The organism is Fodinibius roseus, from assembly GCF_900129315.1.
Taxonomy (GTDB): Bacteria; Bacteroidota; Rhodothermia; order Balneolales; family Balneolaceae; genus Fodinibius; species Fodinibius roseus.
Genome location: NZ_FQUS01000001.1, coordinates 281668 through 294481 on the forward strand (window position 1 = coordinate 281668; position 12814 = coordinate 294481).

A 12814-nucleotide genomic window follows, 5' to 3' on the forward strand; every position below is an offset into this window, starting at 1 on the left:
AAAAGCGGGATTTTATGGCAGATCAAAATAAGAAAGGCGTTATTACTCTGGAAGAATATATTATCCAGGCTCAAAACAAATTTCCCGGGGCGACCGGAGAATTATCACAACTACTCAGGGATATCGGTTTGGCTGCGAAGATTATTTCAAGAGAAGTAAACAAGGCAGGTATCACAAACATCCTTGGAGAGGACGGCAGCACGAATGTGCACGGGGAGTCGGTAAAAAAGCTGGACCTTTTTGCCGATGAACAGCTTATCTCCGCACTCAATCGCTCAGAAATTACCTGTATGGTGATTTCCGAGGAAAATGACGGCATTGTGGAGTTGGATAATGACGGGGGCAAATATATTGTCTACCTGGATCCGCTGGACGGTTCCTCCAATATCGATGTCAATGTATCGGTCGGTAGTATCTTTTCCATCTATATGCGGGAGCATCCCGGCTCTGACAAGCTTTCCGAAACAGAAGCACTTCAGCCCGGGATCAAGCAGGTGGCGGCTGGTTATGTGCTTTACGGATCCAGTACGATGCTGGCGTATACCACCGGACTGGGGGTTTCAGTCTTTACGCTGGATCCGAGTATCGGTGAGTTTATCCTGTCGGATGATGATTTGAAAATACCGGAGCACGGGACGATCTACAGTGTAAACGAGGGCAGCTATCATTCATGGAACCAGGGACTCAAACAGTATGTAAAATACTGCCAGATTGATGATCCCGAAACCGAGCGGCCCTATAAGGCACGTTATATCGGATCGATGGTGGCTGACGTCCACCGCACACTGATTACCGGCGGTATTTTTATATATCCCGACAGCAGCTTCTACCCGAGCGGTAAGCTGCGTCTGATGTACGAATGTAATCCTCTCAGCTTCGTCATAGAGCAGGCGGGGGGCATGGCGATCGACGGTGGGGGACGAATCCTGGAAATTGAACCCGTGTCTATTCACCAGCAGACCCCCATCTATATAGGATCGGCTAAAAATGTATTGAAAGTTAAAGAATTTTTGGATAACTATGCTTCTGAATCAATCACAGCTTAACCTCTTCTTATGAATTATAGCCGACGGAGTTTTTTGCGTAGTATAACAACCGCCACCCTGGGCGCTGCCGGAGCGTACTGGCTGCCTTCAACTACAGAAAAAAACGATGAGGAATTCTCCGCTATACCCCGGGATGGAATCATTCTCTTTCAGGGGGACTCCATCACCGACGCGGGACGGAATAGGAATGACGAGGGACCCAATACGGGGTTGGGTGGGGGATACGCTTTTCTGGCGACGGCCGAACTCAGAAAATCGCTTGCCGCCCGAAACATAAGCTGTTATAACCGGGGCATCAGCGGGAATAAAGTATTTCAACTGTCTGGACGATGGCAGGAGGACGCTCTTTCCCTGGCACCCGACCTGCTGAGTATACTGATAGGCGTTAATGATTACTGGCATACGCTGAATGATTATGACGGCACCGTTGAAGTGTATAAGCAGGATTTCAGAAAGTTGCTCAGGCGGACCAAAGAACAGCTACCGGAGGTCACCCTGGTGATCGGGGAGCCCTTTGTCGTGCTGGAAGGATCTTCCGTGAACAGGGAGCAGTGGATGCCTGACTTCAGAGCGTATCAAAAAGCGGCAAGGGAAATAGCCCGGGAGTTCGATGCCGGTTTTATTCCTTACCAGTCAGTCTTTGACGAGGCGTCCAAAGCAGTAGCCCCCACCTACTGGACGGCCGATGGCGTGCACCCGACGCTGGCAGGCTCCCAGCTGATGGCCGAAGCATGGCTGCAAACCGTTAAACGCATGTGATCAGGCTGTTTAAAAATCCACCTTCATCCCTTCCTGGATATCGTGGGATACGCAATACCCGGCATTGGTTTCGATAACATACCGGGCGGGCTGTTCCGAGGTCAGGTTTTTTTCTGAAAAGGGCTGTGTGCTGTGGTGGATGCGAATAATCGTTTTATCGGCATTGACGAAGATAATATCCAGCGGGAGGGGGGTGTTGGCCATCCAAAAACTGCGGGGTTTATTTTCCTCGAAAATGAACAGCATTCCTTTGTCGGCAGGCAGTTCCTCAACATCCATTAATCCCTGGCTACGCTCTTCATCATCATCCGCAATAGCAGCCTCGATAGTTGAAACCGTATCTCCCGGGGCCGACAAAAAGGATATGGGTTGTACATAGTCGAGCGATCGGCTTCGAGGGGTATCGGCCGCGGCTTTTGAATGTGGTTTTTCCGAGGATTGGGAACAGGCCGCTGCCATTAACAGCATAGCAGCAGTGATAAGCATGTGCAGTGGTAACGCTTTTTTCATCAGTTAATTTATTGGTAAAGCGCTTTGCAAAACTGTTCTTTCGGCCAATCTCTGCATGTTTGTGAATTCAACATCCTCACATAGGTCTTATATGTTGCGGTATTATTGAATTCGCTCAGGCTTTGATGTTGATCAAAACTCCTGTTTTTTCAAAGCGCTCTGATATTGAAATTTTATAAAAACCGAATAAACTAATATAAAATATTTTTTTAAAAAGGAATAGTTTGGGTGCTGGAGCATGAGCGCTCGTATCCGGGAAAGAGTCCTGACAAATTATTATCCGGCCCTCCCGCCCGGGGGCGCCCGCCATGCCCACTTGTCGGGCCGTCTGTGACAGACGCAGGCTGCCGATCGGCCCTGGGCCTCTGAGAAAGAGTGGAGCAGGCAGAACGGGAAGGGCATAAGAAGTGCAGGGTTGTTTTTTTAGCGGATTAACGGTATCTTTGATTGCTTCGAGTGAGCGCCGAAAGGTACTCACTTTTTTTTGTACCTGTAATCACGGAAACAGTGTCGAATAAACTTATAAATAAAATATCAGAGCTGGCAGAATCGGTGCTTGTTACGACCGATTTTTTTCTTGTTGATGTCGAAATAAAGGGTGGAGATATCCCTGAAATATGGGTCTCCGTGGATGGAGAAGACCGCGACATCAATATGGATGAATGTGCTGAAATAAGCAATGAGCTTAGCTTTTTAATGGATGCTTATGAGCTGTTTTCGGGCCGTTATCGCATGAATGTATCGTCCCCGGGTTTAGATCGGCCGTTAGTTGATCGACGGCAATATCCTAAAAACAAGGGACGCAAAGTTAAGGTAAAATATAAGCAGGACGGAAAAGACCTCAAGGTCGAAGGAATCTTGCAGAATGTTTCCGAAAAAGGCATCGTCGTTGAGATCAATGAACAGACGACGGTGAGATTGCCTTTTGATGATGTGGTAGAAACCAAAATTATACCTTCTTTCAAATAATTTTAAGCAGACAGGAGCTTACTGATGTCAAACGATGTATCAAAACAAATTATTCAATCCTTTGCTGAAATTGCCAAGGATAAAGACATAGATAAAGATCTGTTGTTGTCCATACTCGAGGATGTTTTTCGAACGATGATCCGTAAAAAGTATGGCTCCGACGATGCCTTTGAGGTTATTTTAAATGCGGATCGCGGAGAGATTCAGATCCTGCATATCCGGGAGGTGGTGCCCGAAGAAGAACTGACGGATGAAGTACAGGAAATTCCGATAGAAGAGGCCCGGAAACATGATCCGGATCTGGAGTTGTACGATGAATTTGCCCAGGAGCTTTCCATTCAGGATTTTGGTCGACGGGCCGTGATGATGGCGCGCCAGCAGCTGGCACAGCGCATCCGTGAGATCGAGAAGGATAATATTTTTGAAGAATACTCCGACCGGGTGGGCGAAATAGTGCTTGGGGACGTATACCAGATCAGAAGCCGTGAAATGCTGATTAACCACAATGGTGTAGAGTTGGTACTGCCCAAGAAAGAACAGATATATAAAGACAGGTATCGCAAAGGCGATACTATTCGTGCAGTGGTCAAGGAGGTTAAACGCTATAACAGCAACCCATCTGTTATTATTTCCCGGACTTCGCCGCTGTTTTTGGAGCGTTTGTTTGAAAATGAAATCCCGGAAGTTTTTGATGGCATTATTGAATTGGTTCGCATTGCACGAGAACCCGGTGATCGTTCCAAAGTGGCTGTGATGTCGCATGATGAGCGGGTCGACCCGGTAGGGGCTTGCGTGGGAATGAAGGGAATTCGCATTCACGCTATCGTACGCGAGCTGCAGAACGAAAACATTGATGTTATTAACTATACAGATGACAAACATGAATTTATTAAGCGGGCCCTGCAACCGGCCCAGGTGCTGAGCGTCGATCTCAGCGAGGATGGAAGCCTGGCAAAAGTACTGGTGCCGGCAGATGAGGTGTCCAAGGCCATCGGAAAGGGAGGGGTGAACATTCGCCTGGCCTCTAAACTGACAAATTGCGAAATTGATGTCTATCGCGAAGTGGAAGAAGAGGATGATATTGACCTGCAGGAGTTCGAAATTGATTTCGGTCCCGAGGTCATTCAGCTGCTCCACGACATCGGTTGCGACACGGCTCGCCAGGTCCTGGAGCTGGATGAAGAAGAAATTGTCCGCCGGACAGACGGAGCTATTACCGAAGACCAGGCAGAACGTATCATCGATATTATTGCTTATGAGTTTGAAGATGAGGAATAATAGAGAACTCTAAAATAAGGGGGAAACTTAGATTTCCCTTCAGCGAGTTTTCCCTTATACTTAATAGGGTAAGATTAAACGGCTGTTTTAGAGTTAACATCAGAAACATACTTTACAGAAATACATTTATATGTCGCCTAAGGATAGACCAAAACGGTTATTTAAAGTTGCTTCCGAATTCAACGTTTCTACGACTTCGATTGTAGGTTCGCTTTCGGATGAAGGCTTTGAAGTGGCCAATAAGCCTAATACCAAGATCACACCCGAAATGTACGAGGTGCTGGAAGAGGTATATGGTACAGATAAAGCCAACAGCCAGCAACATGCGAAAGCCAAAGAGGAGTATGCCAGCAGACGCGACCAGATTCGCTCCAGCCGAAATGAAAGTATTTCTATTGAGGATACTCTTGAACCGTTGGAAGATGAATTGCCGCTGGAGCCGGAAGAGGATGATGAGCCGGAAGAGATTGCAGGGCTGACTCCGATTGAGGAAGAAGAGGGGGAAAGTGAAGACGCACCGGAAGAAGCAGCGGCATCCGCGGGGGAGGAAGAAAAAGAAATTTCCGGTGAGGCAGAACCCGAAGAGGAGCCGCCGGCCGAAGAGGAAAGCGAAGGGCCCGAACCCGTTGAGGCTGAAGAACAGCCGGAAGATGCAGAGGAAGCGGAAGATGAGGCATATGAAGCAGATGAAGAAGTACCGGAAGAGGTAACGGCATCCGCGGGGGACGAAGAAAAAGAAATTTCCGGCGAGACAGAACCCGAAGAGGAGGAGCCGCCGGCCGAAGAGGAAAGCGAGGAGCCCGAACCCGTTGAGGCTGAAGAACAGCCGGAAGATACAGAGGAAGCGGAAGATGAGGCATATGAAGCAGATGAAGAAGTACCGGAAGAGGTAACGGCATCCGCGGGGGAGGATGAGGAAGGGGTAGAAGACGAGTATGATGAAGAGGAAGAGGAGTCCGAAGAAGAAGGAGTTATCCGTGGCCGTGCCGGTCGGCTGAAGGGCACGAAGGTTGTAGGGAAAGTAAAAATAGACGAAAGCAAGCCCAAACGGCGTAAAAAACGGAAACGGAAAAAAGATCGCCTTGGTGATGATTCCAGCTCTACCAAGAAAAAATCTAAAAAACAGGACAAGAAGAAAAAGAAAAAATCCCGCCGCCGGGGTAAGCGCGTAGATGAGGAGGACGTCGAGCAAAAAATGAAAGAGACGCTGCGTAAGATGCAGTCGTCCGAAACGGTGGGAAGCCGGCGCCAGAAACGACGTCGACAGCGCAAGGAGGAACGAGAAGAGGAGGAGCAGTTACAGGCCGAATTAGAAGAGCTGGAAGAACAGATACTTGAGGTGACCGAATTCATTACGGTCAGTGATTTAGCTGATCTGATGGGCGTGAAAGCCAACGAGGTGATTACAACCTGTATGAATCTGGGCATGATGGTCTCTATCAACCAGCGCCTGGACGCCAGTACGATCGAACTGGTGGCAGAAGAGTTCGGTTATGAAGTGGAATTTGTAGATGCCGAAGAGGCGATCGAAGAGATTCAGCTGGAAGAAGACGACCCGGAAGATCTGGAGCCGCGGGCGCCTATTATTACCGTAATGGGTCACGTCGACCATGGTAAAACGTCTCTGCTCGACTATATACGTAAGTCGCACGTAGCAGAAGGCGAGGCCGGTGGAATTACCCAGCACGTGGGGGCCTACGAGGTTCAAACAGACGATGACCGGCCTATTACCTTCCTGGATACACCCGGTCACGAAGCTTTTACGGCCATGCGTTCACGCGGGGCCAAGGCTACGGACATAGTTATTCTGGTTGTGGCAGCGGATGATGCCGTGATGCCCCAGACCATAGAGGCTATCAATCATGCCAAAGCAGGTGGTGTGCCGATTATTGTGGCGATTAACAAGATGGATAAGCCGGGGGCCGATCCCGATAAGATTAAACAACAGCTGGCCGAGTATGATGTTATTGTAGAGGAGTACGGCGGCACCAACCAGGCTGCTGAAGTATCGGCCATGACGGGCGACGGTATTCCCGAACTGTTAGACAAGGTGCTGATAGAGGCCGAACTGATGGAACTCAAAGCCAATCCCGATCGTACCGCGGATGGCGTTGTTCTGGAAGCCCGGGTGGATAAGGGAAAAGGCATCGTAGCGAATATCCTGGTACAAAATGGTACCCTCGAAGTCGGTGATGCTTTTGTTGCGGGACCCTGCTTCGGACGTGTCCGGGCGATGGAGAATGAGCACGGTAATCGCGTGGAATCGGCCGGGCCTTCGGTACCGGTTCAGCTGACCGGTTTTGATGACATCCCACAGGCGGGAGACAAACTTGTGGTGCTGGAAGATGAAAAGAAGGCCAAGGATATAGCCAATCAGCGGCAACAGATTCGCCGCGAGCAGGAGTTGCGCAAATCCAAGCACTTGACGCTTGATGACCTTTCCCGGCGCCTTGCGCTCGGTGAGGTATCGGATCTTAATATTATCATCAAGGCTGATGTGGATGGTTCCATTGAAGCGTTGTCGGGCTCACTGCAGAAGCTGAGCAATGAGGAGGTTTCTGTAAATATTATCCACACGGCCGCCGGAGCCATTACAGAATCCGACGTACTGCTGGCCTCCGCCTCCGATGCCATTATTATTGGATTTCAGGTTCGTCCGACCACCAATGCACGGGCGGTAGCAGAAGAGGAGGAGATTGACATACGACTCTTCAGCGTGATTTATGATGCCGTGGACGAGGTTAAGGATGCCATGGAAGGCATGCTTTCTCCCGAAATAAGCGAAAAACTGTATGGTAATGCTGAAGTGCGGGAGATATTCAAGGTTTCTAACGTGGGGACCATCGCCGGTTGTTACGTAACTGATGGCAAGATCAACCGTAATAACCCGGTGCGCGTGGTGCGTGAGGGTGTGGTGATATATGATGGTGAAATAGATGCCCTCAAACGTTTCAAGGATGATGTCAAGGAGGTACAGACCGGCTATGAGTGTGGTATAAGCATCGTCAATTATAATGACATAAAAGTCGGTGATGTCATTGAAAACTACGAAATCGTCGAAGAGCGTCGTAGTCTCGAGGATGTGCAGGATAATAGTTAATCACTCCATCTAAAACCGGATTTCTCACAAGCATATTACTGTATACATTACAGCCTTTTGCAAAGCAATAAGTTGCATCAATATTTAATCTTTTAAAAAAAACTAGGTGTTTTTTCTGCGAAATTTATCCGTCAGCTGCATTAAAGATAAAATGGTGTGCTCAATGTACCCAGGTACATTTCCGCGATCATTGTATCTTCGCCTTGCTGACGAAAAAATTTCTTGGTGAGAAAACCGGTTAAACCGTTAATAATTTTGGTGTTATGAGCATTCGGACCGAGCGATTGGGTGCCGTTATCCAGCGGGATCTCGGCAAGATTATTCAGAAGAGCTATCAGGCCAGTGGATCGTTTATAACGGTTACGAAAGTGGAGGTTACGCCTGATCTCCTGATTGCAAAAGTACATCTCAGCGTCTATGCACCCGGGAAGGATGAAGATGCTATTTTTGAACACCTGCAGGAGCAAAAAGTTAATATCCGGAAAACGCTGGCCGAAAAAATTCGTCATCAGGTGCGGCGGATCCCGGAGTTGCACTTCATCAATGATCAGACCGCCGAATATGTTGAAAAAATGGAAGGCCTTTTTCAGAAAATCCGCAGGGAACGGGAAGAACGTCACGGGGACGCCGAAGAATAGATTCCAAGGGGGGTAATGGGTAAGGCGAAGGCGAACAGATCATATAATGAGTGGATCGTCAATTGTTTTTTGATCCGTTTTAAGTTTTCCATAGTTTCTTACCCTGGATTATTCATAAAAATAATATGGAATGATTCCTTATCCTGTTATTTTCTAAAGCCTTAGAATCTAATAAGGTCTTTTTAAGAACTATTGAAATAAGGGCTGCGAAATTTGCTCCTGTGCTGCGTTGGACTGAAAATGGCTTGCTCAAGGTACGAGAGTACCTCTCCGCCTCCATTTTCATTCCGCCTTGCCCAAAACCAAATTTCTTTGTGAATAATCCAGGTTAGAGGGTTTTAAAAAATCAGGAATTTTGATCAAGGTCAAGACCAAAGGGAGGTTGCCCTCGCAGCATATTGCCCATATGTGAGCATTTCAACCGACCGATAACACCGACATTGGGCAAAAGGCCGGTTTTGCAAAGCTCTCTCTTAATTTTGACGGCAGGATCTGTAAATAGCTAAAGATGTAATATAGTAATGGCTGAGCTCATTTTATTGGAGGAGGTTGAACGTGTCCCACGGACGGTATTGACCGTAGGTACATTTGACGGGGTGCATGCCGGGCATCGTGCCATTCTGGACACAGTCGTTGAGGAAGCCCGGAAACAATCGGCACGCAGCGTACTGGTGACCTTCGATCCCCATCCCAGGGATATTATTAATCCGGGAGACGCCGGTATCAAACTGTTGACTACCATCCAGGAACGCTCTGAAATTTTAAATGAGCTGGGCATCGATGAGATGGTGGTTATTCCCTTTGACCGGGATTTTTCGCTGCTGAGCTCCGAAGAATTTGTGCGGAAAATAATTTATGAAAAGATTGGCGTCAGTCAATTTGTGATTGGATATGACCATCAGTTCGGGCGTAACCGGGAAGGGACGATTGAAACGATTGAAAGACTGGGCAAAGAGCTTGGATTCGAAGCCTATGTTGTTTCAAAGAGGGAAATAGGGGAGCAGACGGTAAGCAGCACCGCCATCCGGAAAGCGATAAGCGAGGAGGGAGATGTAGAAAAGGCTGCCCGGTTTTTGCAGCGTCCCTACCGGTTGAATGGCACGGTTATCCACGGTGAAAAACGAGGCAAGGAAATCGGCTATCCGACCGCCAATATCAAACCGGAACATCCACAGAAGGTTATTCCAAGGGACGGTGTGTATGCCGTCCGACTCCGGGTCATGGGACACTGGTTTAAAGGGATGATGAATATCGGAACCCGCCCTACTTTTCACGAGAAGAAAAGGGCCCTCGAGGTGAATCTCTTCGACTTTGACGAGGATATTTACGGAAAGGAGGTTCAGGTGCGGTTCTTTTACCGCATTCGGGATGAAGTTGAATTCGAAGGAATCAACGAACTTATTCAACAGCTTCAGAAGGATGAAAAAAGGGCCAGGGAATTACTCTCGATGCATTAAATATTGCATAGGATTACTGAATAACTTATCTTTGACCGCTATTAAGTTTATAAAAACGTGTACTTTGAAGTAAAGCAAATCAGAACACAATTATCACATGGCGATAACAAAAGAACGCAAAGAAGAAATTGTCGAAAAGTTTGGCGGATCCGGTAAAAATACAGGATCTTCGGAAGCTCAGATAGCTATTTTTACCGAGCGAATTAACGACTTGACGGAGCATCTTAAAGATCACAAGCAGGATCACGCTTCAAGGCGGGGATTGTTGAAGCTGGTAGGAAAGCGAAGAAAATTGCTAAACTATCTTAAGAAGAAAGATATTGAAAGATATCGTGAGCTTATTAGTGAGTTAGGAATTCGTAAGTAAGCAGGAGGCACGTTTTTTAGAAGACGTGCCTCTTTGTTATATGTATATACTTCATTTTGCATTTCGTGTGGCAGTAGCAGAGCCCATCCCATTATATTTATATAGATGCAGCAAGTCTCACATTGAAAAGGAATGACAGCATTCATGAAAATTTAAATTGAATTAAGATTATAATGAAAGAAGATTTTAGAAGTGTCGAATTTGCACCCGGAAAATCGCTATCTGTCGAAACCGGACGTATAGCCAAGCAAGCCGACGGGGCAGTGGTCGTTCGCATGGGCGATACCATGGTCCTTTGTACTGCAGTAAGTTCAAAAGAACCCACGGACAAACCTTTTTTCCCTTTAACGGTAGATTTGCGCGAGAGTTTTTCCGCAGGCGGCAAGTTCCCGGGTGGATTTATCAAGCGGGAAGGTCGCCCGAATGACAAAGAAGTCCTTTCCAGCCGGTTGATCGACCGAAGCTTGCGCCCTCTTTTCCCGGACGGTTATCGCTTTGATACCCAAATCATCTGCTCGGTGCTGTCTTCCGACGGCGAGCACAATGGGGATGTTCTGGGCGGAGTAGGAGCGTCAGCTGCTCTCCATATCTCGGATGTACCGTTTGCGGGCCCCATTGCTGAAGTGCGAGTTGGCCGTGTAGACGGGGAATTTATCATCAATCCGACGCTCAGTGAAATGGAAGCCAGCGACATCGATATGATTATCGGTGGCACGGCGGAAAGTGTTATTATGATGGAAGGCGAGATGGAAGAAATCTCGGAAAAAGAGATGCTTAATGCTATTAAAGAGGCCCACAAGTCGATTAAAAAATTATGCGCTTTCCAGGAGGAACTGCGTGAAGAATTTGGTAAGCCCAAGCGGGAGTTTGAGCCTGTACCCGTCGATGAAGATCTGCAATCAAAAGTTCATGAGTTGGCTGAGCAGAGGGTCCGTGAAGTAGTAGGCACCGGGCTCGGTAAAGAATCATACAGCGAACAACTGGATGAAGTTAAAAATGATGTGGTTGAAGAGCTGACGGATACAGATGAATATGCTGAGGAAAAAGGTACGATCAAGGATATCCTAAGTAAGATAGAAAAGCATGAACTCCGGAAATTGATCCTCGAAAAAAAGCGGCGTATAGACGGACGTGCGCCCGGGGATATCCGGGATATATGGACACAGGTTGATTACCTGGCGCGTACTCACGGTTCGGCTATCTTTACCCGTGGTGAAACGCAGGCACTGGTATCGGTAACACTGGGCACGAAGCAGGATGCCCAGGCCGTGGATACCCTGCTGACCGAGGAAGACAAGACATTTTTCCTGCACTATAACTTCCCGAACTACAGCGTTGGAGAAGCCGGATTTATGCGGGGACCCGGTCGCCGAGAAATCGGTCACGGCCACCTGGCCGAACGCTCGATCGGCAAACTGATGCCTACTTTTGATGAGTTCGGATACGTTATTCGCGTTATCTCCGATATTACAGAATCTAACGGCTCTTCTTCAATGGCTTCGGTGTGCGGTGGCTCCATGGCTCTTATGGATGCCGGCGTACCGCTGAAAAAACCCGTGGCCGGAATTGCCATGGGGATGATCGTCGGCGACGATGAGTCAGTCGTACTTTCCGATATCCGCGGGGAAGAGGATTTCATGGGAGATATGGACTTTAAAACGGCCGGCAGCCGCGACGGTATAACGGCCTGCCAGATGGATATGAAGGTGAGCGGCATCTCGTACGAGAAGCTTGAAGAAGCCCTGGAGCAGGCCCGACAGGGACGCCTGCACATTCTGGATAAAATGGCCGAGTCTATTTCAGAGCCGAGGGAACATATCTCGGAATTTGCTCCACAATTTATCAATATGGAGATCGACGCTGACGAAATCGGTTCGGTTATTGGTCCCGGAGGAAAAGTAATCCAGACGCTGCAAAAAGAGACCGACACCGAAATTTGGGTAGAGGAAGATGAAGAGCGCAGCGTAGGCAAAATAACGATTACGGCTGATGCCCTTTCAAAAGCAGAAGAAGCAAAAAAACGCATCGAAGGTATTGTGGGACATCTTGAAGAAGGAGCAACCTACCACGGTACGGTAAAAGCAATCAAAGATTATGGCGCTTTTGTCGAGATTGTCCCCGGCAAGGACGGTCTGTTGCATGTGTCTGAAATAAATCACAGTCATGTGGACAATGTAAGTGATGTGCTGTCGGTAGGCGATGAACTGGATGTGAAGCTGCTCAAGGTAGAGCATGGTAACAAGCTTCGTCTCTCGCGTAAAGCATTACTTCCGAAAGAAGGGGAAGAGTAATATTCCGATTGCTTTTCCCGAAACGTATTACATGAAACGCCATCTCGTTTTCGGGGTGGCGTTTTTCTATAAAAAGCATTGAAAACGTGTTGAACGGCTTATTTTACCCGGATTTCCCGCCAAAGAATTTGTACTTCAGCAAGGCGAGGGAAATAGCAGCGGAGATGTGTCCCGGTACGCCCGGCACGCTATTTTTATCTTCAACGCCACTGACGGGCAACTTTCGCAGTATGTTACATGTCGTTATAATTTTTTGGCCTCAAAAATCGATAGAAATTTATCTGTATCATAAGGTTATAACAATACACCATACATCTTTGTGAGAAATACGGGTTAGCCTCCGACGAGTGTTTAAGCACGGCTGACTGCAGCACGAGTTCAGTAACGGGCGGTATTATA

10 protein-coding genes are annotated in these 12814 nt (G+C 47.8%); 9 read left to right on the forward strand and 1 reads right to left on the reverse strand.

What is annotated here, in order from left to right:
* The first annotated feature begins 14 nt into the window (after positions 1-14).
* Both fbp and BUB16_RS01170 read left to right on the forward strand, forming a co-directional pair.
* Positions 15-1046: a class 1 fructose-bisphosphatase gene (gene fbp / locus BUB16_RS01165; protein WP_073058979.1), complete on the forward strand. Its 1032-nt coding sequence runs from the start codon at positions 15-17 to the stop codon at positions 1044-1046.
* 33 nt (positions 1047-1079) lie between these two features.
* Entirely contained in the window at positions 1080-1805 is a 726-nt protein-coding gene (locus BUB16_RS01170) for an SGNH/GDSL hydrolase family protein (RefSeq protein WP_211483044.1), read from the forward strand.
* Positions 1806-1814: 9 nt separating this feature from the next.
* On the opposite strand, the gene BUB16_RS01175 is transcribed toward BUB16_RS01170, so the two are convergent.
* Positions 1815-2315 (reverse strand): DUF192 domain-containing protein, encoded by a 501-nt coding sequence (locus tag BUB16_RS01175; RefSeq protein ID WP_244545615.1) that lies wholly within the window; start codon positions 2313-2315, stop codon positions 1815-1817.
* A 507-nt stretch (positions 2316-2822) separates the two neighbouring features.
* On the opposite strand from BUB16_RS01175, the gene rimP reads away from it, so the two are divergent.
* From rimP to pnp, 7 genes are all read left to right on the forward strand, one after another.
* Positions 2823-3284 carry a ribosome maturation factor RimP gene (gene rimP, locus BUB16_RS01185; protein WP_073059146.1) on the forward strand — a complete coding sequence of 154 codons (462 nt, stop codon included), beginning with the start codon at positions 2823-2825 and terminating at the stop codon, positions 3282-3284.
* A 24-nt stretch (positions 3285-3308) separates the two neighbouring features.
* Positions 3309-4562 carry a transcription termination factor NusA gene (nusA, locus tag BUB16_RS01190; RefSeq protein WP_073058982.1) on the forward strand — a complete coding sequence of 418 codons (1254 nt, stop codon included), beginning with the start codon at positions 3309-3311 and terminating at the stop codon, positions 4560-4562.
* A gap of 130 nt (positions 4563-4692) precedes the next feature.
* Positions 4693-7662, forward strand: coding sequence for a translation initiation factor IF-2 (gene infB / locus BUB16_RS01195; protein WP_073058983.1), 2970 nt, complete (start codon positions 4693-4695; stop codon positions 7660-7662).
* A 263-nt stretch (positions 7663-7925) separates the two neighbouring features.
* Positions 7926-8300 carry a 30S ribosome-binding factor RbfA gene (rbfA, locus tag BUB16_RS01200; protein ID WP_073058984.1) on the forward strand — a complete coding sequence of 125 codons (375 nt, stop codon included), beginning with the start codon at positions 7926-7928 and terminating at the stop codon, positions 8298-8300.
* Positions 8301-8821: 521 nt separating this feature from the next.
* Entirely contained in the window at positions 8822-9757 is a 936-nt protein-coding gene (locus tag BUB16_RS01205; protein WP_073058985.1) for a bifunctional riboflavin kinase/FAD synthetase, read from the forward strand.
* 97 nt (positions 9758-9854) lie between these two features.
* Positions 9855-10124, forward strand: a complete 270-nt coding sequence (gene rpsO / locus BUB16_RS01210) for a 30S ribosomal protein S15 (RefSeq protein ID WP_073058986.1) — start codon at positions 9855-9857, stop codon at positions 10122-10124.
* Between the two features lie 173 nt (positions 10125-10297).
* Positions 10298-12415, forward strand: coding sequence for a polyribonucleotide nucleotidyltransferase (pnp, locus tag BUB16_RS01215; protein ID WP_073058987.1), 2118 nt, complete (start codon positions 10298-10300; stop codon positions 12413-12415).
* Positions 12416-12814 lie beyond the last annotated feature (399 nt).

What these genes read in the sequence shown, in the direction of transcription:
- BUB16_RS01175 (WP_244545615.1), bottom strand. Translation starts at nt 2,315, where the DNA reads ATGAAAAAAGCGTTACCACTGCACATGCTTATCACTGCTGCTATGCTG.
- fbp (WP_073058979.1), top strand. Translation starts at nt 15, where the DNA reads ATGGCAGATCAAAATAAGAAAGGCGTTATTACTCTGGAAGAATATATT.
- rbfA (WP_073058984.1), top strand. Translation starts at nt 7,926, where the DNA reads ATGAGCATTCGGACCGAGCGATTGGGTGCCGTTATCCAGCGGGATCTC.
- nusA (WP_073058982.1), top strand. Translation starts at nt 3,309, where the DNA reads ATGTCAAACGATGTATCAAAACAAATTATTCAATCCTTTGCTGAAATT.
- BUB16_RS01205 (WP_073058985.1), top strand. Translation starts at nt 8,822, where the DNA reads ATGGCTGAGCTCATTTTATTGGAGGAGGTTGAACGTGTCCCACGGACG.
- pnp (WP_073058987.1), top strand. Translation starts at nt 10,298, where the DNA reads ATGAAAGAAGATTTTAGAAGTGTCGAATTTGCACCCGGAAAATCGCTA.
- infB (WP_073058983.1), top strand. Translation starts at nt 4,693, where the DNA reads ATGTCGCCTAAGGATAGACCAAAACGGTTATTTAAAGTTGCTTCCGAA.
- rpsO (WP_073058986.1), top strand. Translation starts at nt 9,855, where the DNA reads ATGGCGATAACAAAAGAACGCAAAGAAGAAATTGTCGAAAAGTTTGGC.